Origin of the sequence: Helicobacter sp. MIT 00-7814 (assembly GCF_003364115.1) — a bacterium.
Classification (GTDB): domain Bacteria; phylum Campylobacterota; class Campylobacteria; order Campylobacterales; family Helicobacteraceae; genus Helicobacter_F.
The window spans coordinates 39,181-63,636 of record NZ_NXLL01000008.1; the positions used below are offsets into that span (position 1 = coordinate 39,181).

General features: G+C 41.6%; 22 protein-coding genes. 9 read left to right on the forward strand and 13 right to left on the reverse strand.

Annotated elements, in window-relative coordinates; genetic code table 11:
• Positions 1-2 precede the first annotated feature (2 nt).
• The 6 genes from CQA49_RS03745 to rrpB form a co-directional block, all read right to left on the reverse strand.
• Positions 3-1,985 (reverse strand): TonB-dependent receptor domain-containing protein, encoded by a 1,983-nt coding sequence (locus CQA49_RS03745; RefSeq protein WP_147288651.1) that lies wholly within the window; start codon positions 1,983-1,985, stop codon positions 3-5.
• A gap of 920 nt (positions 1,986-2,905) precedes the next feature.
• Positions 2,906-3,274, reverse strand: coding sequence for a hypothetical protein (locus CQA49_RS10450; RefSeq protein WP_258864176.1), 369 nt, complete (start codon positions 3,272-3,274; stop codon positions 2,906-2,908).
• Positions 3,275-3,365: 91 nt separating this feature from the next.
• Positions 3,366-3,752 carry a hypothetical protein gene (locus CQA49_RS10455; RefSeq protein ID WP_258864177.1) on the reverse strand — a complete coding sequence of 129 codons (387 nt, stop codon included), beginning with the start codon at positions 3,750-3,752 and terminating at the stop codon, positions 3,366-3,368.
• A gap of 28 nt (positions 3,753-3,780) precedes the next feature.
• Positions 3,781-5,418, reverse strand: coding sequence for a methyl-accepting chemotaxis protein (locus tag CQA49_RS03770; protein ID WP_115574635.1), 1,638 nt, complete (start codon positions 5,416-5,418; stop codon positions 3,781-3,783).
• 12 nt (positions 5,419-5,430) lie between these two features.
• Entirely contained in the window at positions 5,431-6,348 is a 918-nt protein-coding gene (locus CQA49_RS03775) for a DMT family transporter (protein ID WP_115574636.1), read from the reverse strand.
• Positions 6,349-6,399: 51 nt separating this feature from the next.
• Positions 6,400-6,741, reverse strand: coding sequence for a MarR family transcription factor RrpB (gene rrpB / locus CQA49_RS03780; RefSeq protein ID WP_115574637.1), 342 nt, complete (start codon positions 6,739-6,741; stop codon positions 6,400-6,402).
• A 244-nt stretch (positions 6,742-6,985) separates the two neighbouring features.
• Here rrpB and CQA49_RS03785 point away from each other — a divergent pair, with 244 nt between their 5' ends.
• The 8 genes from CQA49_RS03785 (at position 6,986) to CQA49_RS03820 (ending at position 16,113) form a co-directional block, all read left to right on the forward strand.
• The gene (locus CQA49_RS03785) at positions 6,986-7,750 is read left to right on the forward strand and encodes an SDR family oxidoreductase (RefSeq protein ID WP_115574638.1); all 765 of its coding nucleotides are present in this window, start codon (positions 6,986-6,988) and stop codon (positions 7,748-7,750) included.
• Between the two features lie 632 nt (positions 7,751-8,382).
• Complete coding sequence (locus CQA49_RS03790) at positions 8,383-10,941, forward strand: TonB-dependent receptor (RefSeq protein WP_115574639.1); 2,559 nt, start codon at positions 8,383-8,385, stop codon at positions 10,939-10,941.
• 306 nt (positions 10,942-11,247) lie between these two features.
• A complete protein-coding gene (locus tag CQA49_RS03795; protein WP_115574640.1) occupies positions 11,248-11,700 on the forward strand; it encodes a type II secretion system protein in 453 nt (150 codons plus the stop codon).
• 9 nt (positions 11,701-11,709) lie between these two features.
• Positions 11,710-12,150, forward strand: coding sequence for a hypothetical protein (locus CQA49_RS03800; RefSeq protein ID WP_115574641.1), 441 nt, complete (start codon positions 11,710-11,712; stop codon positions 12,148-12,150).
• Positions 12,151-12,266: 116 nt separating this feature from the next.
• Positions 12,267-12,866, forward strand: a complete 600-nt coding sequence (locus CQA49_RS03805) for an isochorismatase family protein (RefSeq protein ID WP_115574642.1) — start codon at positions 12,267-12,269, stop codon at positions 12,864-12,866.
• 93 nt (positions 12,867-12,959) lie between these two features.
• Positions 12,960-14,222: a hypothetical protein gene (locus tag CQA49_RS03810; protein ID WP_115574643.1), complete on the forward strand. Its 1,263-nt coding sequence runs from the start codon at positions 12,960-12,962 to the stop codon at positions 14,220-14,222.
• Positions 14,223-14,229: 7 nt separating this feature from the next.
• The gene (locus tag CQA49_RS03815; protein ID WP_115574644.1) at positions 14,230-14,904 is read left to right on the forward strand and encodes a hypothetical protein; all 675 of its coding nucleotides are present in this window, start codon (positions 14,230-14,232) and stop codon (positions 14,902-14,904) included.
• A gap of 42 nt (positions 14,905-14,946) precedes the next feature.
• Entirely contained in the window at positions 14,947-16,113 is a 1,167-nt protein-coding gene (locus CQA49_RS03820; protein WP_115574645.1) for a capsular biosynthesis protein, read from the forward strand.
• Between the two features lie 92 nt (positions 16,114-16,205).
• On the opposite strand, the gene dnaK is transcribed toward CQA49_RS03820, so the two are convergent.
• The 3 genes from dnaK to CQA49_RS03835 are packed head-to-tail and all read right to left on the reverse strand — an operon-like array spanning position 16,206 to position 19,502.
• On the reverse strand, positions 16,206-18,083 hold the full coding sequence (dnaK, locus tag CQA49_RS03825; protein WP_115574646.1) for a molecular chaperone DnaK: 1,878 nt from the start codon (positions 18,081-18,083) through the stop codon (positions 16,206-16,208).
• Between the two features lie 28 nt (positions 18,084-18,111).
• Positions 18,112-18,690: a nucleotide exchange factor GrpE gene (gene grpE, locus CQA49_RS03830; RefSeq protein WP_115574647.1), complete on the reverse strand. Its 579-nt coding sequence runs from the start codon at positions 18,688-18,690 to the stop codon at positions 18,112-18,114.
• A 23-nt stretch (positions 18,691-18,713) separates the two neighbouring features.
• Positions 18,714-19,502 carry an HrcA family transcriptional regulator gene (locus CQA49_RS03835; RefSeq protein WP_115574648.1) on the reverse strand — a complete coding sequence of 263 codons (789 nt, stop codon included), beginning with the start codon at positions 19,500-19,502 and terminating at the stop codon, positions 18,714-18,716.
• Positions 19,503-19,775: 273 nt separating this feature from the next.
• Here CQA49_RS03835 and CQA49_RS03840 point away from each other — a divergent pair, with 273 nt between their 5' ends.
• Positions 19,776-20,405, forward strand: coding sequence for a class II aldolase and adducin N-terminal domain-containing protein (locus CQA49_RS03840; protein WP_115574649.1), 630 nt, complete (start codon positions 19,776-19,778; stop codon positions 20,403-20,405).
• A 281-nt stretch (positions 20,406-20,686) separates the two neighbouring features.
• On the opposite strand, the gene CQA49_RS03845 is transcribed toward CQA49_RS03840, so the two are convergent.
• From CQA49_RS03845 to CQA49_RS03860, 4 genes are all read right to left on the reverse strand, one after another.
• A complete protein-coding gene (locus CQA49_RS03845) occupies positions 20,687-21,517 on the reverse strand; it encodes a MetQ/NlpA family ABC transporter substrate-binding protein (RefSeq protein ID WP_115574650.1) in 831 nt (276 codons plus the stop codon).
• A gap of 10 nt (positions 21,518-21,527) precedes the next feature.
• Entirely contained in the window at positions 21,528-22,370 is an 843-nt protein-coding gene (locus CQA49_RS03850) for a MetQ/NlpA family ABC transporter substrate-binding protein (RefSeq protein ID WP_115574651.1), read from the reverse strand.
• Positions 22,371-22,395: 25 nt separating this feature from the next.
• Positions 22,396-22,995, reverse strand: a complete 600-nt coding sequence (locus tag CQA49_RS03855; protein WP_258864179.1) for a methionine ABC transporter permease — start codon at positions 22,993-22,995, stop codon at positions 22,396-22,398.
• 117 nt (positions 22,996-23,112) lie between these two features.
• Positions 23,113-24,174 (reverse strand): methionine ABC transporter ATP-binding protein, encoded by a 1,062-nt coding sequence (locus tag CQA49_RS03860; protein WP_115574652.1) that lies wholly within the window; start codon positions 24,172-24,174, stop codon positions 23,113-23,115.
• Positions 24,175-24,456 lie beyond the last annotated feature (282 nt).

Here is a 24,456-nt window from a genome sequence, read left to right on the forward strand (position 1 = left end):
GGTTAGAAGTCAAAGCTTACATTGACATAATAGCGTCTGCCATCTTGCACGCTTGGACCATATAAATTGACATATCGATCTGTAAGCACTCCGTTATTGTTTATATATTGAAAATTATTAGTTTTGTAAAAATCCACATTTAGCAAGTTATAGATTCCCGCATCAACGCGTAATTTATTCTTTCTCCCTAAGTCAAAGACATAGCTTGCGCCGAGATTGAGTAAAGTGTAAGGTTTGTAATATTGCCCGCCGAAAAATTCTCTAATCGCAGGAATATTACGATAGGTGCTTGTGAGCGAATAATGCGAACTATATAGCCCTTGCAAATAGACATTAAACTTTTCATAAGTGTAAGAAAGCTTTGCAGAAAATTTATGTATCGGCATAAGGTAGAAGTCATTGCCATCAATTTGCGTGTTGCGCGTAAGGGTGTAATTCATATCAAAGCCCACGCCAAAAATAGGTTTAATCCCAAAGCTACTTTCTAAGCCATAACTACGCGCATCAATAATGTTTGAAAGCATATAGCAAGTGCCTGCAGGATTTGGGCAAACAGGGCTAATATTTGCGCCTGTGCCACTAATAGAGCCTACCGCATTTTTAAAATCTGTATAAAATCCTGTCAGTGAAAAATCGATATACTCATTATCAAACATAGTGCCAAGCTCATAGCTTATAGAGCTTTCTGGTTTTAGTTTGGAATTCCCAATCGCAGCGCCCCAAGAAGCCACACCACGCACAGCATCGCTAGATTCGCTAATTGAAGCGGCGCGATAGCCTGTCGCAACACCCCCTTTAATATTCCAAGAATCTGTAATATTATAGACTAAATACGCGCGAGGTGCGAGGAATGAACCAAATTGATCGCTAAAATTATAACGCGCACCGGCTGTGAAAATAAGTGGCTCAAAAATCTGCCATTCATCTTCTGCATAGAGCGCTAAGGAATTGCGGTATTGATTAAGCTTATTAAGTATGGAATCTTTGTAATGCTCCAAGCGGTATTCCGCGCCAAGATTTAAAATATTAGAATCCCACATGGTGAGATTTAACCTCGAGCTAGCAATAAAGTCATTTGCCTCTACGGTGCGATTTGCGCCATTTTCTAGCAATACACCTGTATTTGCCCAGCGCAAATATTGCAAAGAATTTTTCCAATTTCCAAAGCTATAGTCCCCACTATGCACGACATTTGCATTAATATTTTGGATTCCAATAGAATCTTTTGCTTGAACCCCTCTAATGCCTGTAGAGGTTATCGGATTAGCATAATCCAAAAAGGCATAGTCAATATCCGCATAAATGAGATTTTGAGAATCCGGAGTGTAGCTTAGGCGTGCGCCATAGTTTTGTAAAAAGTATTTAAAAGCTGGCGTGTAAGCTCCGCGCGAAGGTGTGATAACTTGCCCTAAATTATCCCTCACCTCGCCCGGCGCGCCGTGGTGGATAGTTTGTGCGCGCAATGCCAAGCCTACTTTGTCAGACAAAGGACCGGCGAGATAGATTTGTGGTTGCAAAGTAGAGCCTTGCGCGCTAGATTCTGTAATAATGCTACGCAAGGTTACATTCCCGCCCCATTCCTTTGGCACGGGCTTTGTGATGACATTGACCACGCCACCAAGCGCATCAGAGCCATACAGCGTGCTCATAGGACCACGGATAACCTCTATACGCTCAATCGCGCTTGTCGGAGGCATAAAGCCATTATACACATTAACCGAAATGAGCTGCGCGTTCATCGAAGTTTGACGCATACCATCAATCAGCACAAGCGTGTAAGCCGAGCTAAGCCCGCGCATAGAGATTGAGGGTGAAGCAGAGCTGTTGTAAGAGACATTAACGCCGGGCAAAAACTCTAGCGCCTCGCCAAGCGAGCGATAAGGGCGCCTTTGCAAATCCTCTTTATCCACCACGCTAACACTTGCGGGCGCGTCCATGATGTCTTTTGCCTGTCCGGCGGTGGCGGTGACTACGGATTTTTCCAAACGCACATTTTGGATATTTTGGGATTCTGGAGATTTTTGCGAATCTGAAGAATTTTCAGCTGAAATTTCTTGCGAATGAAGGAAGCTAAAAGTGAGAGATATTGCTATTAAAGCGATAAATTTACTATTGCCCCCCCCCCATTTAGGCTTTTTCTTATAACACTTATCATAGTGAGAACTCCTTTTAAAATAATTTGCGCGCGCATTATAATGCTTTTTTGAAAAAAATCAAGTATGGAATAAAAAATTTGCTTGCAAATTTTTACTTAGAATCCAAATGCAGTGTGCGGCACGCACCCTCAAAAAAGCGTTGTCGGGGGTGGGGGATTGATAAGGGGGAGGGGAGCGAGCTTGCTAATTCAAGCCCCCTCCCCCTTATCGAACAAATACATTTTAAGAATCTAAGTAAGATTGAGCGAAGCTAGGGGGATTCTGAAAATATAGAATCTTAAAATCTAGCCATTGCAAAGATTCTAAAAATGGATTGCTTCGCTAACGCTCGTAATGACAAATATTCCGCACGTCATTGCGAGGATTTGAAAAATCCGAAGCAATCTATTTTTAAAAAAACACTTTTAAAAATCTAAAGTTTTAAATCCTGTTTAGATTCCAAAAATCTCAACTTATTTCTAATTTCTTAAATTCTCTTTGTCTTATTTTTCAGAATCCCTTGCTCTCACTTCCTAAAATTTTTTAGATTCTCTAAAATTGTTTTTTCACGCAAAAGGTCGCTCCCCTCTCCTCACTCCCCCCGCGCCAGAAAAGCTCCGCGCTTTTCTTCTCTCGGGGGGAGAGCCTCGCTATCTCCCTTGCTAGAAAAAAATCGGGCATTGGCACTTCTGCCAATGCTAAATCACCGCTTTTTTTCACCACGCAAGGGGCGAGAATAAGGGTTACGCTTGCACGTAACTTGAATTCCTTTATTCCATTTTATTTGCATTTTGCAAGGTTATATAATCTTTTGCTTTTTGTATATTTGGCTTTCTGCATGAAAGGTGCGTGTATAGCGATAATTCATTGCTTATGCCAAAGAGAGATTTTTTTATATCGTCAAAGAAAAATTGGCATACCTCAATAATTTCCTGCTGTGTATTCACATGTTCGTAATTCATAATAACATCATAATTTAGCCCATATTTGTGGTGAAATTCAAGTCCTGTAGTTGCCTTGTAACCGAGTGTCCAAAGGAATCTTCCTTGTGAAGGGATAGAGGCTGAAAACACGCCATCATCTGCTAAAAGTAAGCAAGAGTATGCCACAACTAGCGGTAAATCTAAAATATGTTCCAAAACTGCTGATGAAATGATTCTATCATAAAGTGCAGAGTCTGCTGTTTGTGAGGAGTGAGGATTTGTAGGTGTGGGGTTTGGTTGATTAGCATTAAAGAAGTATTGCCCCCCCCCTTATTTGCGTTTTTAGTACGCCATATTCACTAGCTACTTCTGCGATATCATTATAGACTTTATGCACTTTTGAGAGATTGGGAGAATCTGCATAAAGAGATGAAAATGGCTCAATGACATCATAATGCGAAAAATCACTTTCAAATTTTAGCTGATTGAGCGTTCCAGCACCTATTTCTAGCGTTTTATGTCCTCGCAAACCTTTTGTATCTTTTGCGATTTTTTTGTGTAGCCACTGCTCCATTTTTTGTGCCAATCCACTTGCTGTGGTTTCTCCATTGCGATTACTTTTATAAAACTGCTCATAGATTTCTTGGTATTCTTTAGGTAGCGGATTGCGCGTTTTTGGGAATTTTTCAAACATTCTAGTTCCTTTGGGTTTTTTATTTTCTTTAAATCTTAAACTTCTCCAAGTGCATTTTGAGCGTTGTGGAAATCTGCTCTAGCGCCATGCTGGCTTGTGCGTTTTGCTCCATAAGGTCGCTTGTAGTTTTGGAATTTTGCGTCATATTGCTAATATCCGCGCTAATCTTACTCATCGTAGTGACTTGACTTTGGCTTGCCTGCGCGACATCTTTTGCCTTTGAGAGAGAATCTGTGGCTTGTGTGTAAATCTCCTCAAGTATTTGCGTCGCTTCATTTGCAAGCTGCAAGCCCTTTTCCACCTTTGGCATCGCGGCTTCCATCGACTCCACGCCTGTTTGCGTTTCGCTTTGGATAATCTGAATCATCGCCGCGATTTCTGAAGTGGCTTTTTGCGTCTTTTCAGCTAGCTTTCTTACTTCATCTGCCACGACTGCAAAGCCCCTACCATGCTCGCCTGCGCGCGCTGCTTCAATCGCGGCATTAAGCGCTAGCAAATTCGTTTGATCGGCAATATCTTTGATAAGCTGGGTTGATGAGCTAATATCTTGCGCGTGTTGGTCAAGCGATTTGATATGCTCGCCCGTCTCGCTCACAGCTTCTGTGATTTTTTCAATCTCGCTTGCTGTAGCCTGCACAGATTCTCGTCCTTTTTGCGCTAGATCTGTCGTGCGCGAGGAGTTTTCTTCGGTTTGTGTGGCGATATCTGCGACATTATTTGTGGTGTTTGAGAGATTTTGTATTACTTGAATAAATTTATGCGCAAACTCCACTTGCTCATTTGACACCTTGCTTGCAGATTCTGAAGATTGCGCTACTTGCTCGGCGCGCAAATTGAGCTCTTTTGCATTATTGATAAGCTCATGCATAAGCGTTTTAAGCTGGCTTTGCATTTTATCAGCTGCATCAAGGAGGCTATCTGCGGCTTTTGAAGGGATAGTTTGGCACAAATTCCCCTGCGCGATGCCTCGCATAATCGTTGCCGCGATTTTAGGCTCACCACCAAGGAGCGACATAAGATTCCTAATGATGAAAAACGACACGCTAACAGCAAGGATAATCGCCAAAAGCACCAGCCAAAACATCACCACCAAATAAGTAGAAACCTCGCTTTGCGCGAGTTTGTTTGCTTCAAGATTCTTTTCCTCTTGATAGTCGATAAACTCATTTATCACCGCAAGCCACTGCACAAAAAGCCCGCGCACTTGAGAATCTAGCAATCTGTTTGCGCTCTCAATATCGCCTTTGAAAGAAAGTTCGATGAGATTTTTAATAAGTGGCATTGCTTGAGATTCTGTTTGTTTAATGCGCGCGAGAATCTCTTTATCTTTAGAATCTACCATATTTTCTTGCTTGAAAATCTCGTCCATTTTTTGCGCACTTTGCGCGTAGTCGTCTTCTAACTTTTGGATAAGGCTAAGCGTTTGTTGCATCGCTTTTGTGTCGCTTTGCAAGAGCAAATCCCTTACCCCGATACTTCTATCATGCACGCTTCCGCGGAAGTCGATTGCGTAGCGTTGCTTGACGGAATTGACTTGATTGATTTCCTCGAGTATGTGAGAGATACCATTGACTTTGACATAACTCATAACGGCGATAATAAGCATCAATACGCCAAGTATGCTAAACCCACAAATGAGCTGCATACGCACCGACAAACTTTTCATACAAAAACTCCTTTATGTTGTTTTGAGTGTTTTTAAATCCTTGAGTAAGACAGGCAAGCCGATGGCAATACCTGAAAAAATGATTAAAATAATACCAAAAAATGTTGTGATATTTGGTAATAAATCGCCAAGCAAGATTCCTAAAATCAAGCTAAACACTACGCGTGTATAGTCGATAGGCGCGACAATCCCAGCAGGTGCAAGGATATAGGCTTGCGTCAAAAAATACTGCCCAAAAGTCCCAACAAGTCCCATAATGAGAATCCACAGCCACTCTTTCATATTTGGCATAATCCACAACGCTTGAGATTCTGGAAATATAAAAGGTTGCAAAAATACTAAAATAAGACTTACCACGCTCATCACCACGCCAAAAGAAAGCACGATAATATTTCCATCAAAATACCCTCTCAAACCCCTAAGGCTAATAAACGCAAGCGCTGTGCCAAGCCCGCTAAAAAGCCCTAGCAAAACATTTAGCAAAGGAATAGAATTAAAATTCGGATCGCAAATAAGCACAATCCCGCCAAAGCCAATCATACTCATAAAAAGCACGCTGATTTTGACATTTTCTTTCAAAAAAAGTAGAGAGATAAGCACAATAAAAAGCGGGCTTGTCTGCATAAAAGTGCTTGCTACGCCAAGTGGGATATGCGCGATATTGTAAAAAAACGCAAGCATACTTAGCCCGCCAAAAAGCGAACGCAGCGCCAAAATCCCCCAGCCACCTTTTTTGTGTGTCCTTTTTGGTGGTTTGTAAGCAAAAAAAGCCAAAAGCAAAAGCACCATCACAAACGAGCGAAAAAAGATAATCTCAACCGCGCTAAGATTGAGCGAGAGAATCTTCACGCACGCATTCATAAGCGCGAAGAAAAATGATGATGCCAGCATGCAAAAAATGCCAATGCTTATTGAGGAATATTGCTTCATAGCCTGCCTTCAGGGATTTACGCCATAGATTGATTTATGCGATGGGGTGATTTACGCGATACTTTGCTGATAGCCTTTGCCCCAAGATTCTAGACTTTTTAGCACCAACACAAGGCTTTCACCTAGCTCTGTAAGGCTATATTCCACCTTTGGGGGGACTTGCGCATAAATTTTACGCTTGATAATGTTCGCATCTTCTAGCTCGCGTAGATTTTGAGTGAGCACTTTTTGTGAGATATTTTGATTTTTTGTTGCACAGATACTGCGTTGCAATTCGCCAAAGCGCTTTTTTGTGCCGATTAAATCGCGGATTATAAGAAACTTCCATTTATTGCCTATGAGATTTAGCGTCGTTTCGACCGGACATGGTGAAAAATAGGGATTTGTTTGCATTTTTGCTCCTTTTAAAATCCAAAATTACAAAAAAATAACGGCAAAATTCTACTACAAGATTCTAATTTTTCAAAAATTTTAGGCTAAATTTTTCCCTAAAAATCGCAATAGTATCAAAAAAGTTCTTATGTTATAAATTTATGCCTACTTGTTTTTTGTAATTAACTGCTATAAAATTTCGCCATTCATTTCTTAGGCGCAAAGCCCAAAAATGAAAAATACAAAATTTACAAAAGGAGTTCTTATGAACAAGTTACATAGAAGAGGTTTTTTGAAAGTGAGTTCGCTTTATGCAGGCGTGCTATTTGGTATCAATCTATTTGGCACACAGGCTTTGGCGGGGGATTCTCAAGGATTAGGTAAAGCACAGCTAAAAGTTGCAGTGCTTTCAGCAAGTGGGCGCGCAGGCAAGCTCATCACACAAGAAGCGTTGGCAAAAGGGCTAAGCGTTACAGCATTTGTGCGCGATAGCAAAAAACTAGCTGACATTAGCAACGCAAATCTAAAAGTCGTGCAAAAAGATACTTTTTCACTAACTGCAAGCGATTTGAGCGGATTTGATATCATCATCGATGCTTTTGGTGAGTGGCAAAACTTAGAACTTCACAAAAAGCACCTTGAGCATTTGGCTAGCGTGTTAAAAGGCAATAACGCAAAATTCCTAATCGTTGGCGGTGCGGGCAGTCTCTATATGGATAAAAGCCACACTACACAGCTAATCGATACACCAAGCTTCCCAGATGAGTTTAAACCGCTTGCAAGCGCGCAGGCTGAAGGGCTAGAGTTTTTACGCACAGGCGCTATCACAAATTGGGTGCATGTTTCCCCGCCAGCAGACTTTGTATTTGACGCACCAAAAAGTGGCAAATATAAAATCATCGGCGAAGAGTTTGAAGTAAATGCTAAAGGCGAGTCAAAAGGTAGCTATGCAGATTATGCTGCTGCGATGATAGAAATCGCGCTTGATCCAAAATACAACAAAGAGCGCGTAGGCGTCATCGGGCTGTAAGCTACAAAGCAAACTTAGGAAATATAAAGGCTAGAAAGCGGTTGCAAAGCTAAAGGGCGCAATGCCCTTTACATTGAGCTTTACCACTGCTTTTTGTGCGGATTTAATTTTTGAGAATCCGCACACTTTCCGCACACTTGAGAGTATTAAAAATGCCTCTTAAAAACGCTTCTAAAAAACGCTTCCCAAAAATATCTTTATTAAAAAATGAAAATCCCAGAATCCTAAGCATATATTTTCATTACCTTTGGCTAATTTTTCAGAATCTTCTAGCGAGATTCCAAAAATATAATAATAGTTATTAAAAATTAAGCTAATTTTTACCCTTCGTATTTTATAAATCCACTTTTAAATTTCAGATTTTTAGGAGCATACAATGTGTAAGCGCAGAGGTTTTTTACAAAAAATAGCGTATTCTTTTTTGTGCGTTGGTATGATTGAAGGGGTTTTCGCAGAGGCTTTGCAAGAAAACAATCTAATAGAAAGTAATCTACTGCCCCCCCCCCACAATACAATCTCAAAGCCAAACAAACTCTTCTAACTTAGCAGATTCTCAATCTCCACAAGAGACAATCCGACTAAACAAATCCACCGCCACCGCCACCGCGCAAAGTGGCGATATAGATTCTGACATGAGCAAAAATATCATCGTCATCACCAAAGAGCAGATTCAAAACAAAGGCTATCAGAATCTAGAGCAAGCCCTAGAGCATCAACCTTTTATCAACTTCGTAGATACAGGCTTTGGACGTAATATCGACTTAAGAGGGCAGGGCAAAGATGCCAATCGCGCGGTAAAAGTCCTCGTCAATGGCGTGCCTATCAATAGCCTTGATACCATTAGCGGAGTATCCGCGTTTAATAACATAAACCTAGAAGATGTAGAATCTATCGAAGTTTTACCCGGTGGCTCAAGCGTGGTGTATGGCAGCGGTAGTCGCGGAGGCGTGATAAATATCAGCACCAAAAAGCCAGATAAAGACTACCTAGAAGTGATAGCCAAAGGCTCAAGCGCAGAAGCGCTAGGCTTGCAAGGCGGGGGCTTAAGCATACTAGGGGGTAAAAAGATAGGGGACAAACTCTTTGTCTATGGGAGCGTGGGGGCTAGCTATGTGCCCGGACCTAGAAATACAAATATTCGCCCACCGGTGCAAATTAGCTCTTACTCTAACCAACCAAGCCAATCGTATTATGATAGTTCAGCCACTCGATGCCCTGATTATGTCCCCGGTGCAGATGGCAGTATAACAAATAATGGTGTTATAATCGCACCCTCATGCTTGAGACTCGGGGAGCAAAAAAATGCTAAATATCTAAACTACCATGACAACGCGATAAATATCACCGCGCAAATCGGCATAAACTACGATATAAACGAGAATCAACGATTAGAATTCTCCACCAACTACGCGCATAATAGACTAAAAAGGATTCCAACATATTTGCGTGCTGCAAACTACTACTGCGTGGCAAATCCAAACTATGACCCAAATGCTAGTTTTAGTCTCACAAGGAATAATCCATATATTTGTAATAGCCAAAGCGCAGGAATCGCCGCTGGTTTGAATGGAATATATGATGTGAGTTCTGATACTTTAAAAGACTTCCGCTATTCTAATAGCTATGAATATGTGGGTATGAGTGTGGATACGCTCACTTCCTCACTTCGCTATATAAATGCGATTAGCGATTCTCTAAACTTTGATACGCTTGCCTATTATCAAATGAATATCATTAGCTACAATGACTACTGGCAAGATGGCTTACTGCCTACAATGTATAGCACGCTAAATGGCTCAAGCTTTGCTAATCATGGAGCGGGGCTAAACTTCAAGCTAAAGCATGAGACTTCGGCAAATAAGCTTATCATAGGGCTTGATAACTCTCTAGGCTATGCTAGGCGTAATATGGTGATGGATTCTATTTTGGCAGATTTTAACGCGGCACTTTCTAGTTATGTTACCACTACTAGAGCAGGACAAGTAGGCATAGCCACCACCGCGCTAAATACCGCGCTAAAGACAAGCATTAGCCCTTATGTGTATGATTCTTATGAGTTTGCTGATTGGTTTGAGCTAGGCGGTGGAGCTAGGTTTGAGTATAGTCATTATCGTGTATCAAACGCGCAAACAATGAGGCTAAATAACACTGCAAATATGAATCTAACTACAAATGACTTAACGCAAAATCTTGCAGGACTCAATGATACACAATTGCAAAGCTTTATGCAAATGATGGCGCAACCATGGACAGGCTTAAGCCTTAACCCAGAGGAGACGGACTTTAATATAGGGACAAATCGCTACAGCTATGCTTTAGAAGTCGTGCCAAACTTCAAATACTCAAACACAGGAAATGCCTATATCAAAGGTGAGCTAGGATTTATCAGTCCTTCGCCATTCCAAATGATAGATGCCGACCCAGAATCTGAAATAAATCAAGGTGGCTCAAACGGGACGGCAACCGGTGTAAATCTCCTAAAAAATACCTTTAACAACCTAAAGCCAGAGCGCTACCTTACTGCCGAGCTTTCATGGAAAGATACTTTTGCGAAGTCATTCTTTTTCTCCACGACTGCGTTTTATACGCATACATTTGATGAGATTTTCCTAAATCAGACAAGCGGAACGATGAGCTTTGTGTATCGTAATTTGGGACAGACGCAAAGGGCTGGATTTGAGTTTTTAGCAAGGCAGGGATTTTTTGAGAATAGATTAAGAATCTTAGAATCCCTTAGCTATGTTTGGACAAATATTTTAAAAGCAGATTCTAATCTAATGAGTAATTATAACAGCGTGTATGCAAACTTCGCGCTGGAAGGCTCGCGCGTGCCTTATGTGCCGGATTGGAAAGCGACACTTGCGCTTGAAGGGGACATACTAAAAAGCGCATCGCAAGTGCTAAGCGCGAATGTCAATGCGACCTATACCGGCGAGGCGTATAGTCTCTATGTAAGCAAAATCGATGGAAACTACGACAGGACAGAGCAAGAGAGTATCTATAGCGTGATGAATAAGGGCGGGTATTTCTTGCTTGACTTTGGGCTGACATACAAGAATGCTAATGGGCTGGGTGCGAGTATCGGCGTGCGCAATGTGCTTGATACATTTTACAAAACCTACCAACAACGCTACTACTACTATCCCGGAATGGGCAGAAGCTACTATGCGGAAATAAGATGGAAGTTTTAAAAGGGCGGTTTCGTCATTGCGAGGATTCTATAAAAATCCGCGCCTAGCGCAAACCCAACCGACAATCCTAAATCACCGCTTTTTTTTATCACACAAGAGGAGTAAGATTGTGTTACGCTGGCACTAACTTATATTCCATTTATTTGGATTTGCGTTTGAGTGTAAATTACATAGCTTCTTAAAAGTATTGCAGAATCTGCAAACCTTGCAAAATAAAAATGGTAAAATGTGGGCGCAAAGCAAATTTTCAATGGTTCTCTCTTAAGCTCTCTTGTAGGTGATACATCTTAAGGAATGGAGGCTGTGATGCGTGATGCGTTTAGTATGCTAGAGCTTGTGTTTGTGCTGATTATTTTGGGCGTGCTTGCAGCCATTGCGATACCTAGATTTTCCGTAACGCGCATAGACGCGCAGATTGTGGCTATTGAAAATGATATAAACAACGCTATTAGCGGGATTCAGCGTGAAGTTTTCTCTCAGAATCTCGATCCAAAAGCCCTTGATACGACGCAGATTTTCACCCTTGCAAATCTAAGTCCTGCGCGCTGGATAGTGCAGGGGAACGCCATTACGCTCGGTAAAAATGGTGTGGTAGATTCTCAAAATGCGTGCGTGTTTGTGCGCTATGACAGCGCGCAGAGTTTGCTAAGCTATGAAATCACGCAAAAAGCGGATTCTACGCTTTGCACACGCCTTTTTGCGCGCCACCCAAATGGAGGTAAAAAGATCCCGCTCAATACTTCCAACGCGCTTTTTTAAAGGCTCATTTTGCACGCGCTAGACAAAAGCCCAAAAGCTTTTAGCGCGCTAGAGTTTGTGCTTGTGGTGGTGATTTTAAGCATTCTAGGTTTTAGCGCGATAAGTGTGTATTCAAGCTATCGGCAAAAAACTTGCCTGCAACTTTTGCGCACAAGACTTCTTCTCACACAAGAGCAGCTAAGTATGCTTTACTTGCGCGATTTTTATTATGCTAATCCAAATCTGCAGGCTCAAGCCTACACGCTTTTAAGCACCTTGCAAACACAAGAAAAATGCTCTTTTAGCCTTAGACAAACTCCTAATTTCGCACCTCATCTAATCGCCAACATAGGAAGCGAGCGTTTAGATTTTTTTATCCAACCGCAGAATCTGCTTTCAAATCCAAAGATTTTTTGCAATTTTTCCGAGCCACTTTGCAAAGCTTTTTGGGAGCGTGTGAATGACAAATAAGCAGAATCTGTGGGGATTTTGCTACATTTAAAGTTAAAAATTTTATTCTTTGCAATTTGTAGCCTTTAGATTCCTAAAGAATCCTAGAATCTTCAAAATAGCCTAAAGGAGAAAATATGCAAACTTTACTTAACGCGCAAAACAGCCTGCTTGTGGGGATTGATATACAAGAGAAGCTCATTAATGTAATGAGCCATAAGCAAAAGGTGCTAAAAAATGCAAATATTCTCTTGCAAGGTGCGAGAATCTTAGGCGTGAAAACGATTTTAAGCGAGCAGTATCCAAAGGGATTAGGGAAAACTGATGGTAGTTTAAAATTTAGCGTGATTGATGATTTTAGCACCCCATTTGATGAAAATAATGAAAATAATGAAATCCCGCAAGTTAGGCTTTTTGAAAAGATTTCTTTTAGTATTTTTAATGACAGCGCACTAAAAAATTTTATACAAGATTCTCAATGCAAAAGCCTTATCTTTTTTGGGATTGAAACGCATGTCTGCATCTTGCAAAGTGCGATAATGGCGCTAGAGATGGGCTTTGAGGTGTGGCTTATTGAAGATTGTTTAAGTTCGAGAAATGAAGCAAACCACAACAATGCGCTTGCATTTATGCGCTCGCAAGGAGCGAAAATCATCAATACCGAGAGTTTTCTATTTGGGTTTTTGAGCGAGGCAAAAGGCGCACAATTTAAGGCTATAAGTGGGCTTATTAAATAAAAGTTTTTGGAATAAATAGCTATAATGCCTGCGCACGAGCCCAAAAGCTAACCAAAAACTAACAAAGAAGCCAAACCACAGCTAAGGCGTAATATGCAACAGCTTTATTCTCAAAAGAAATTTTTCTTTCTTTTTGTTTTGACGCTACTTTTTCACATTGCCTGCCTTTTGTTTAATATTAATGAAATTAGTATCCACCACAAAGAGGCGTTTGGATTTTTTTATTCTGATGAGTTTGTTTATGAGCTTGCACGCCTAAGCTATGAGAATCTAGGGCAGAACGATTTTGCCCTGCGCGCGCCGTTTTTGGCGGTGCATATTTGTAATGTTATTTTGCTTTATCTCATTAGTTTGCGCTATTTTAAACGCACGCTAGATTCTTATCTTTGTGTGCTGATTTTTATGTTTTTGCCCGGCATTGTGCTAAGCTCCATTCTTATTTCTAAGACAAATTTTATTATTTTTATCGCGCTTGCATGTGTGTATTGGCAGCTTAGATTCTCGCGCAATGCGTATTTTATGCCAGCACTTAGCGTATTTTTGGATTCTAGTTTTAGCATTTTGTATTTGGGTATGTTTTTTTATGCGCTAAGGACAAAAAACACGCCATATCTCTTTTTTGCACTGCTTTGCTTTGGCGTGAATATGTCGCTTTTTGGCATTGATATTAGCGGACATCCGCAGAGTTATTTTATCGACACGCTCGGCGGGCTTGTGCTTTTGTTTTCGCCATTGTTGCTGATTTATTATATTTACGCGCTTATTGTCTCAAGCAGGCGACAAAATGAATTTATGAGCTATGTGTCTTTGAGCGCGTTTGTGTTTGTGTTAATCCTTTCTTTGCGTCAAAAGGTGGATTTAGAGACGCTTTTACCTTTGAGCGTTATTGGCTTACCAGCGCTTGTGCGGCAGTTTTTGGGAGATATTAGAATCCGCCTGCCACAATTTAGGCGTGCTTATATTTTGCGTTTTGTGGTGATTTTTTTGCTCATGCTTTTGCAAAGTGGTGCGCTGTGTCTTAATAAATTGCTCTATCTCGCGCAGGTAAAGACGCATTTTGCGCACTCGTATTATTATGGTAAAGAGATTGCAAGCGAGCTTAGGAAAATTGATATTGAATCTATCCAAGCAGAGGACAAGCGCCTTGAGTTGCAGCTACGCTTTTATGGCATTGATAATACCTCGCCTAGAATCTTGCGCAGGGCAAAAGATGGCGAAAATGACGACATAAAGCTTATGTATCTAGGTAAAATTATCGCGCGCTACAAAATCACCTATGCGCCAAATGCGCCCACACAAAAGGCGAGTAAAGATTCTAAAAACTCTAAAATTACCACCAAAAAGCGCACAAAATGAGTAACTTATGAATCTCCTTGAGCTTGTCTTTGCTATCGCGCTATATGGGGTGTTTTATGCTGTGAGCTTGCCTTTTTCAAACCAATCTTTAGCAATGGCAAAAAACGCGCTTTCTTTTCACCTTAAAAGCGCGCAAATTCTCGCATTAAGCGATGATAGAGAGTTTTTACATTTGCAAGATACGCTCGCTACAAAAGCTGAGTTTCCCTCCATCGACACGACTTCGCTTCTCACGCAGACGCAAAACGCGCTGTGGCAGGTGCAATTCCACATAGGCAAAATTTATAGCACCTTTAGTTACTCTCTTTTTGTGGATACACCGCGCTTTGCAAAGACGACGGATTTTGACTCGCGTCCGATGGCTGGGGATATCATCGCGCTAGATTCCCTAAGGCGTTGTATTAGCGGGTATAATAACACAAACACTTCGATTGAATGCAAGAACAACATGCTTTTTGAAACGCGCTTAAGTGAGCGTTTGGGGATTGAGAATCTAGAAATTTTTGCACCAGCCAAATGCAGTGAGCGCGATACCGCAAGGGTGCATTTTGATAGATTTGCACGCCCGATGTGTGCGAAAATCCCAACGCGATTCCAAAGCAATTTCCAAATACATTTAAGCAAAAAATCCCAAACCACCGCGCTTTGTATCTTGCCACAAGGCAAAATCACAGGGTGCTAGATTCTGCTAGATCTTGCTTTGCGCGCGAATTTTTAAGGAAAAATGGTGAAAAAAATAACGCTTCTTTGTGATTATGATGTGCTAAAGCGCCCGCGCCCTTATCGGCTTTTGCAAATGCTACAAGAGATTGGCGGGTTTCATCTTAGCGTGATTGCAAAGGAATGCTCGCCACTGCAAGGCATTAAAACTTTTAGCTTCCCGCCTTTGCCAACTGCCAAAGAGCGCACAAGGGAGCAAAATGACGTATTAAAGCAATGGTGTCAAAAAGGCGCGTTTGAAAAGCTTATTTTCACGCCAAACCGCCTAAAAATCCGAGAATTTTTGTGCGAGCTTCCCTTTCAAGATTTGCTCATAATCGAGGATATCACGCTTTTACCTTTTGCGCTGGAATCTAAAAAGCGCGCAAGGTGTGGAAAGGTGCTTATTGACTTGCGCGAGTATTATCCGTTGGAGTATGAAAACGACAAGGAATGGTTGGAGGGTTTTGGGTTATTTTTTAGGCATTTATGCGAGGTGTATTTGCCAGAGGTTGATTACGCACTATGCGTAAGTGATGGGCTTTTGAGACGATATAAGACAGAATTTGGGATACAAGGCGAGGTATTTTTGTCCTTGCCTGAGTTTGTGCCAGCGCGTAATCTAGCTTTGAGCAAGCACGCGCAAGATAAAGAGATTTCCTTGCTTTATCATGGCTTTGTAAGCGCAGATAGAAGCAGTGAAAATCTTTTAGAGCTTGCCAAAAAGCTTCCAGCGCGCTACAAACTTTGTCTTATGGTGCTAAGTAATCAGCCTCAATTTTTGCATTCCTTGCAAGAGCGCGCAAAGGGCATTGAAAATCTCGTGTTTTTGCCACCTGTGCCTATGGGTGAGATTGTGAATTTTAGCGCGCGTTTTTGCATTGGGCTTATACCATTTTTCCCAACGACTTTTAACCTCATGCATTGTATGCCAAACAAGCTTTTTGAATACCTTCAAGCGCGCCTTTGTATCCTCACTACGCCACTTGAAAGCGTGGGCGCATTTGTGAAAGAAAATCAATGCGGGATTGTGGCGGAGGATTTCAGCGTGGATTCTCTAATAAATGCCCTTCAGCTTTTAAGCCCTACAGACATCGCTAGCATACAAGCCCACAATGAATCCTTAGCGCAAAAATACAGCACGCAAGCAAATATCCCAAAATTAAAAACGATTTTACAAAGGATTTTGTAGCTTTAAAATGCGGTGTTTAGGGAAGTGTGAAGCGTCGCATGGCGAGCATGCAACATTAAGATTTGATTAGATTCTGTAATCGCAAGGGCGGATTACTCCACCTCTGCATCGATCACATCATCATCTTTGCCTTTCTTAGCACTTTGTGCGCCTCCAGCATTTTGCGCGTTTGCTTGCATTGCTTGAGCGAGGGCTTGGCTTTTCTCGCCTAGAGTTTTCATTTTTGCTTCCAGCTCTTCTTTTGAAACATTTTCATTTTTTAGGCTGGATTCTAAGTCATTGAGCGCAGTTTCAATCTCGCTCACAACGCCAGAATCTAGCTTGTCCTTATTCTCATCTAGGCTCTTTCTTGTCTGATATGCTAGGCTATCTGCTTGATTTCTAAGCTCGATAAGCTCTTTTTTCTTCGCGTCCTCTTCTTTATGAAGTTCCGCGTCTTTCACCATTTTTTCAATTTCAGAATCTGAAAGCCCGCTTGAACCACTGATTTGGATTTCTTGGCTTTTGCCTGTGGTTTTGTCTTTCGCGCTCACGGTTAGGATTCCGTTGGCATCGATATCAAATGTCACCTCAATTTGTGGCACGCCACGAGGCGCAGCAGGGATTCCGGTAAGATCAAATCTACCTAGCGATTTATTATCCCTTGCTAGCTCGCGCTCACCTTGCAAGACATTGATACTCACCGCTGGCTGGTTGTCCTCGTAGGTAGAGAAAACCTGCGCTTTTTTGGTAGGTATCGTCACGCCACGCTCAACGATTTTGGTGCAAATGCCCCCCGCAGTCTCAATCCCTAAGCTTAGAGGCGTGACATCAAGCAAAAGCACATCTTTGACATCGCCTTTCAATACGCCACCTTGTATCGCCGCGCCCACAGCCACGACTTCATCAGGATTCACAGATTTATTTAAATCTTTGCCGATAAATTCTTTCACGCGCTCTTGCACTTTTGGAATCCTCGTCGAGCCGCCCACCATCACAACTTCGCTAATATCGCTTTTGCCAAGTCCAGCGTCTTTTATCACAAAGTCTATCTTTTTGATAGTCTCTTCGATTAAATCATCGATAAGGCTTTCAAACTTCGCACGAGTGAGCTTTTTCACCAAGTGTTTTGGACCGCTCGCATCAGCTGTGATAAATGGCAGGTTGATTTCAGTCTCTTGCGCAGATGAAAGCTCTTTTTTGGCGTTTTCTGCCGCATCTTTTAAGCGCTGCAACGCCATCACATCGCCTTTTATATCAATGCCACTTTCATCTTTGAACTCTTTTGCCGCCCAATCAATAATGCGATTATCAAAGTCATCGCCTCCAAGGAACGCATCTCCGCCGGTAGCTAGCACTTCCACGACATTATCGCCAGTTTCAAGCACGGTGACATCAAATGTCCCCCCGCCTAGGTCATACACCATAATTTTTTCAGATTCTTTCTTATCAAGCCCATAAGCAAGCGCTGCGGAAGTTGGCTCGTTGATAATTCTTAGCACATTAAGCCCCGCGATTGTGCCAGCTTCTTTTGTTGCCTTGCGTTGGGAGTCGTTGAAATACGCCGGAACGGTGATTACCGCCTCTGTCACGCTTTCTCCTAAATAGCTTTCTGCATCTTCTTTGAGCTTCATTAGAATCTTCGCAGAAATTTCTTGCGGTGTGTAGATTTTGTCATCTATTTCTACCGCGCACGCGCCATTTCTGTCGATGATTTTGTAAGGAAGGCGCTTTTCAGCCTCTTTTGCCTTATCTTCGTTAAACATAAGCCCCATAATGCGCTTAATAGAATAAATCGTTTTCTTTGGATTAGTGACAGCCTGTCTTTTTGCAGGCTCGCCCACTAGCACCTCGCCTTTGTCAGTAAATGCCACGATTGAAGGCGTGGTGTTTTTACCCTCTTTGTTTGCGATTACCTTTGCTTCGTTGCCCTCATACACGCTCATTGCAGAGTTTGTAGTTCCTAAGTCTATACCTATTACTTTTGCCATGTTGTATCCTTTCGTTTTTAAGATTAATTTAGTCGTTTTTTACAATGCTTACCATCGCAGGGCGCAAAAGCCGCTGCTTGTAGGTGTAGCCGTTTTGCAAAACCTGCGCGATTGCGCCATTTTGCTTTGCCTCGTCTTTGACTTGCATAAGGCATTCATGCAAATTCGGGTCAAACTCACCATCAGTTGCAATAAGCTCAATCCCATGCTTTGCCAAAGCCTTATAAAAAGTCTCAAGCGTGAGCTCTAAGCCCTCTGCGATTGCATTTTGCGTAGAATCTGCTTGTGCGTTTCTAGCAGATTCCAAAGCCTTTTGCAAAGTATCAAGCACAGGGAGCAAATCCAGCCCAAAGCGCTCATTTGCATATTCCAAGCTTTGATACTTTTCGCGTTCCATGCGTTTTTTGGTGTTTTCAAAATCCGCATAAGCGCGCGCATATTGATCTTTAAGCTCTGTGTATTTTGCTTCAAAATCTTGCGCTTTTTCATCTTGCGCCTCTTGTGTGCCTTGCTCAGAATCCACCTCGCTTAATGCCTCATCATTTAGCGCTTCATCATTTAATGTATTTTCATTAGAATTTTGGGTGCTTTGATTCTCATTTTCCATTCTCCTACCTCCTTAAACTAAGATTAACTCGCCAGCTCGCTGTAAAATCTCGTATAATCACTATCTATACGCCCTATGCAAAATATGCGTCCGCTAAGATTTTCACTCAAACACACCTCCTGCATAACGCCAAGATAGTCTTTTGGCAAGCTTTTTTCAAAATAGATTCCATTTTCAAGTTTGTGAAAAATAAAACCATTGACAATATCTAAAAATACCTCCTCATTTTGAGATTGACTAAGCATGTCCTCCAGCGCGCTAATGCAAAAGCGCGAAATATTTGCCTTATGTGCGTTTTCTAAAAGCGCCAAAAGCTCGCTTGCACGCACTTGATAGGCGATTTTTTTAATATCTGTAATGTCAAGATTCTTTAATTCCTGCAAAAATCGCTCTAAAGACGCATTGTAGGCAACCACAATCTGACTTTTTTCAAAAAGCAACACCAAAAAACTATCCTCAATATTAATGATACGCTCTAATTTATTGCTAGATTCAATAGAAAGAATACAGCAAATTTTATGCTTATAGCTACTTGTCCTAAGTGCTTGCAGGCTTGTGTTTAGCGTGCTTTTTGGATCAATTTTTTTAAGCCAATGATTTTTAAGCGCAGCATTTGTGGGAATCCGCCCGCTACTCACATGAGGTTGGAAAAGCCAGCCCTCAAGCGAAAGCGCCTTGAAATGATTGCGAATCGTGGCTGAAGAGAAAGAATTGCCAAAAAAAGCCTTGAGGGATTCCGAACCTATCGGCTCTTTTGAGCGCAAATACTGCATAATGACTTGCTCTAGCAAAATGTCTTTGCGTTTGCTCATCGCTCCCTCCTTTAAAATAATTTTAAGTTATATGTAAAAATTTCGCGGTATTATAACCAAATTTTTAGCAAATTAGTAAATGAATTGCTAAAAATTAATAAAGTTTAGTTTATTAATATAAAGTTTATTAAGTTTATTAACTTAGAAAACATATCAGAGTTTATTATAATTTAAGCAAATACACCTTAAAAATCCGTCAGAAATACGACAAAATATGCCAAGAAACGCGCCTTTAAAGATAACTTTTAAGCAAAAATCGTTACAATCACGCCCATGAGTATCCATATAAGAGAAGTTAGTAACGAGCTGATTAGCGAGCTTTCAAAGGTTTGTCTTTCATTGTTTCGCAAGGATTTTTTTGGAATCTTCCATGGCTCCATAAGTGCGAGAATCTCCCAAGATCGCTTTGTGATTAATAAAAGCGAGGCGATTTTTGATCGCATTTGCGAGGAAAATCTCATTTTGCTTGACAAGATTCAAGACTATCGCTGGAATGATGCAAGCATCGATGCGCATATCCATGCAGACATTTACGCTAACTTTAGCGAGGCAAAGTTCATTATCCAAGCCACGCCGCCTTTTTGCATGGCATACGCGCTGAAAAACGCATTTTTAGAGCCAAAGGATTATTTCGCGCATGAGATTTTGGGCGAGCGCATTAGTATTTTTGACACGAAGGATTTTGAGAGTTGGTATGAGCGCGCAGATACGGATATCGTGCGCTATTTGAAGCAAAGTGCGCGCGAATTTGTCATCATACGAGGCTATGGGATTTTTGCCTTTGGGCGCACTCTAGCGCAGATTGCAAAGACTTTAGCACTTATTGAGCTAAGCTGCAAGATTCTAGTTTTGAGCCAAAAGTTGGACTTAAACCTCGAAAATTCCACGCGCTTTGAGATTTGATTCTGTCAAGCAAAAACCCTATAAAGCTCCACTCCGTGCGCATAATGACATTTTTTGGCTGATAAGGCTATAAGACTATAACGCTGTTTGGCAATTTGAGAATCTATTCCTTTTAAATTGTATCGCCTACGCGGGAGTGAATCCCGCTTCGGCTCCGCCTCGCTCACGCTCGCGCACACATTTTACCATTTTTGGTTATTGAGATTTTAAGATTCTGCCCCGCGCTTTGACAGTTAAGAATCTCAATATTTTTCGCTAGTTAGAATCTCTAAACTCCCAGCTTAAAATGCTGGGATTACCTCGCCATCGTAGGTGTTTATGATAAATTCTTTTACTTTCTCGCTTTGCAGGGCTTTTTTAAGCTTTGCGATGTTTTCATCATTTACGCTTTCTTCGCGCACGACAAGGATATTTGCATAAGGCGATTTTTTATCCTCAAGCAAAATCGCATCTTTTGACTTAAAGCCCGCTTGCAATGCGTAGTTTCCATTTATCACCGCGCCATCGTATTCATCCACTACGCGGGGCAAAAGCGCGCCATCAATGGGGATAATTTTTAACCCCTTAGGATTTTGCACAATATCAGATTCTGTGCTACCGAGATTTGTAACATCTTTTAACGTGATAAGCCCTTGATTATGCAATAAAATAAGCGCGCGTCCGCCATTTGTCACATCATTTGGGATTGCGATCCTTGCACCATCTGGTAGAGAATCTATACTTTTATACTTTGTGGAATAAAGCCCGATAGGCTCTAGGTGGATTTCAGCGATTGAAACAAGCCCATAGCCCCTGTCCTTATTGATAGAATCCAAATACGGCTTATGTTGCATAAAATTCGCATCCAAACTCTTATCATGTAGGCTAATATTTGGCGTCACATAGTCAGTAAATTCGATAATCTTAAGATTCACGCCCTCTTTTTGCAAATCCTCTTTGATAAACTCCAGAATCTGCCCATGCGGGATAGGTGTCGCGCCCACAATGACTTCATTTTTCTTTCCACTTTTAGATTCTGTTTGCGCTTTTTCTTTTTCCTCTCCGCACGCGCTCAAGCCAAATGCAATAATCGCGCTTAGGGCAAGCAATCCTAAGTTTTTCAATATTTTCATATTTTCTCCTTTATTTTTTTAGATTCACAGGCAAAATTTCGCCCTTGTATTTTTCGATGATAAAGCCCGCGACTTCATCGCCCATAAGCACTTCTTTGAGCTTTTGGATGCGCTCATCATTTTCTAGCTCCTTGCGCGTTACAAAGACATTGACATATTCAGACTTCGCATCCTCATGGAAAAATGAACTTTTGATGCTAAGCCCTGCTTGCAATGCGTAGTTTGCATTTATCACTGCGCCATCAACATTAGGCAACAAACTCGGCAAGCCCGCAGCCTCTACGGGTTTGAAGCGTAGATTCTTAGGATTTTTTGCGATGTCGTATTCAATGGTGCTTGCGAGATTCTTAGGATCTTTAAGCTCAATCACACCAAAATCATGAAGCAAAATCAGCGCACGCGCGAGATTTGAGCTATCTCCGGGCAAGGCAATATCCGCACCTTCTGGAATCTCATCAATGCTTTTATATTTTTTAGAATAAAAGCCCAGTGGCACGACATAAATTGGCTCTAGCGCGATGAGATTAAAACCTCTTTGCGCGTTTTGTGCCTCCATAAAAGGCTTGTGCTGGTAGAGATTAGCGTCGTTACTTCCATCATTTAGCGCGATATCAGGCGTTATGTAGTCTGTGAAAACCTGCACTTTCATCTCCACACCTTTTTGCGCTAAAAGTGGTTTGGCAAATTCTAAAATCTCGCTTGCTGGCACAGGTGTCGCACCCACCACAAGCAAAGGCGTTTTGCTAGAATCTGCAGATTCTAAATTCTTTTCTTTCTCTTCTCCGCAGGCACTTAAACCTAGCGCAACAATGGCGCTTAAAAGCCCAAAGCCTAATTTTTGTAAAATTTTCATTTTTGCTCCTTTTTTAAAGTTAAATTTAACGATTTGCACGCAGGATTTTTACGATAAAATCCCCGCTGCTTTGGATAAGCTGGACTAAAATCATCGTAACAATCACCGCATAAAACAACACATCGGGCTTAAAAGACTGGAATCCTATGCGATAAGCCAAATCTCCTAATCCGCCACCGCCCACAATCCCCGCCATCGCGGAATACCCAACAAGGCTGATTGAGGTTATTACGATGGCATTTGCGAGGGCTGGCTTGCATTCGCTTAGCATCATTTTGATAATCGTAAAATTGCTCGCGCCCATGCTTTGCGTAGCTTCGATCAAATCTTTTGGCACTTCAAGCAAAGCTCCTTCAAAAAGGCGTGCGATAAAAGGAATTGCCGCGATACTTAGCGCGATAATCGCAGCTGTTGAGCCTGTGCTCATACCAATAAGTGCGCCAGAAAATGGCAGTAGCACAAGGATTAGCACCATAAAAGGGAAAGAACGCACCATATTTACAATCCAGCCGAGGATTTTATTAAAAAGTGGCGCGGGCTTGATAGAATCTTTGCGCGTGATAGCGAGTAAAACACCAAGTGGCAAGCCAAAAAGCACCGCAAAAAGCGCGGAAAACTGCACCATATAAAGCGTTTCAAGCAAGCCTTTTGAAAGCAAATAGCCCAAATCATTACCAAACAAAGAATGCAAAATCGCTTCAAATTCCCTATTTGCAGAGCGTAAAAAATCTTTTATCATTGTTTAGTCCTTGTTTTGTGTGGCGTGTGGATTCTGTGTGGTTTGTGAATCTTGTAAATCTTGCGCGGAATTGAGAGATTCTATCGTCACACCTTGAGATTGTAGCCATTCTAAGCTTTTGTGGATAGAATCTGTATCAGTTTGCAAAAATCTTATCACCAAATGCCCGATGTCTTGCTTATTAAACTCTTCAATGCTACCGCTTAAAATATTCACATCTACGCCAAATTTCCTAATCATCTGACTAATGAGCGGGCTTTGCGCGTTAGGTCCTGTGAAAATCACACGATAAGTATTCTCGCTAGCGCCCACATGCGCGATAAGTTTATTCTCATCAAGTGGCAAAAACGAGATAAGCTCCCTTGTGATGGCTTGTTTTGGATTAGCAAACACTTCTTCAACCTTCCCACGCTCCACAATCTCGCCATTGCTAATCACGCAAACTTTGTTGCAAATTTGTTGCACCACCTCGATTTGATGCGTGATAAGCACGATTGTAAGCGAAAGCTTTGCTTGGATATCTTTTAAAAGCGCAAGGATTGAGCGCGTAGTTTTGGTATCTAGCGCGCTTGTGGCTTCATCACAAAGAAGCACTTTTGGGTGATTTGCAAGCGCACGCGCAATGGCTACGCGCTGTTTTTGCCCGCCACTTAGCTGACTTGGATAAAAATGCGCTTTTTCACTCAAACCCACAAGCTCTAAAAGCTCATCTACGCGCGCTTTTATTTTATCTTTTTTCCATTTAGCAATCTCAAGCGCAAAGGCGACATTCCCAAACACATCGCGCGCGCTTAAAAGGTTAAAATGCTGAAAAATCATACCTATATTTTGTCGTTGCTTTTGGAGCTGTTTTTGAGAAAGCGCGAGCATGTCGATTCCATCGATTTCTACGCGCCCACTGCTTGGCTCTTCAAGGCGGTTTATAAGCCTAATTAGCGTGCTTTTCCCCGCGCCAGAATAGCCGATAATCCCCATAATATCGCCTTCTTGCACTTCTAAATCAATACCTTTAATCGCGCAAAAGCCGTTAGGATAGGTTTTGCTTACTTGTTGTAGTGAGATAATGGGAAACTCCTTGTATCAATAATATCAATTGCGCACAAGCGCCACCTCTAAAAGCGTTGTCGGGGCGATGTTTGGCTAAATTGAGAGATTCTGAAAAATATATTTTTAGAATCTAAAAAATCAAAGAAAGCGCCAATTGTAGCACAAAATTTCAAAAATACAATATGTGTTTTAACTTTTTAATAAAATTTCCTTGCAATATTTCACTTTCAAAGCCTTTTAATAAAACTCGTGCTAAGGTAAAGGTTTTATTCCTAAAAAGGAGCTCAAAGTGAAAGCCTC

Bases quoted from the DNA above. Each gene is read 5' to 3' on its own strand.
- CQA49_RS10455 (WP_258864177.1), bottom strand. From the start codon at position 3,752: ATGTTTGAAAAATTCCCAAAAACGCGCAATCCGCTACCTAAAGAATAC.
- CQA49_RS03770 (WP_115574635.1), bottom strand. From the start codon at position 5,418: ATGAAAAGTTTGTCGGTGCGTATGCAGCTCATTTGTGGGTTTAGCATA.
- CQA49_RS03775 (WP_115574636.1), bottom strand. From the start codon at position 6,348: ATGAAGCAATATTCCTCAATAAGCATTGGCATTTTTTGCATGCTGGCA.
- rrpB (WP_115574637.1), bottom strand. From the start codon at position 6,741: ATGCAAACAAATCCCTATTTTTCACCATGTCCGGTCGAAACGACGCTA.
- CQA49_RS03785 (WP_115574638.1), top strand. From the start codon at position 6,986: ATGAACAAGTTACATAGAAGAGGTTTTTTGAAAGTGAGTTCGCTTTAT.
- CQA49_RS03790 (WP_115574639.1), top strand. From the start codon at position 8,383: ATGAGCAAAAATATCATCGTCATCACCAAAGAGCAGATTCAAAACAAA.
- CQA49_RS03795 (WP_115574640.1), top strand. From the start codon at position 11,248: ATGCGTGATGCGTTTAGTATGCTAGAGCTTGTGTTTGTGCTGATTATT.
- CQA49_RS03805 (WP_115574642.1), top strand. From the start codon at position 12,267: ATGCAAACTTTACTTAACGCGCAAAACAGCCTGCTTGTGGGGATTGAT.
- CQA49_RS03810 (WP_115574643.1), top strand. From the start codon at position 12,960: ATGCAACAGCTTTATTCTCAAAAGAAATTTTTCTTTCTTTTTGTTTTG.
- CQA49_RS03815 (WP_115574644.1), top strand. From the start codon at position 14,230: ATGAATCTCCTTGAGCTTGTCTTTGCTATCGCGCTATATGGGGTGTTT.
- CQA49_RS03820 (WP_115574645.1), top strand. From the start codon at position 14,947: ATGGTGAAAAAAATAACGCTTCTTTGTGATTATGATGTGCTAAAGCGC.
- dnaK (WP_115574646.1), bottom strand. From the start codon at position 18,083: ATGGCAAAAGTAATAGGTATAGACTTAGGAACTACAAACTCTGCAATG.
- grpE (WP_115574647.1), bottom strand. From the start codon at position 18,690: ATGGAAAATGAGAATCAAAGCACCCAAAATTCTAATGAAAATACATTA.
- CQA49_RS03835 (WP_115574648.1), bottom strand. From the start codon at position 19,502: ATGAGCAAACGCAAAGACATTTTGCTAGAGCAAGTCATTATGCAGTAT.
- CQA49_RS03840 (WP_115574649.1), top strand. From the start codon at position 19,776: ATGAGTATCCATATAAGAGAAGTTAGTAACGAGCTGATTAGCGAGCTT.
- CQA49_RS03845 (WP_115574650.1), bottom strand. From the start codon at position 21,517: ATGAAAATATTGAAAAACTTAGGATTGCTTGCCCTAAGCGCGATTATT.
- CQA49_RS03850 (WP_115574651.1), bottom strand. From the start codon at position 22,370: ATGAAAATTTTACAAAAATTAGGCTTTGGGCTTTTAAGCGCCATTGTT.
- CQA49_RS03855 (WP_258864179.1), bottom strand. From the start codon at position 22,995: ATGGTGCAGTTTTCCGCGCTTTTTGCGGTGCTTTTTGGCTTGCCACTT.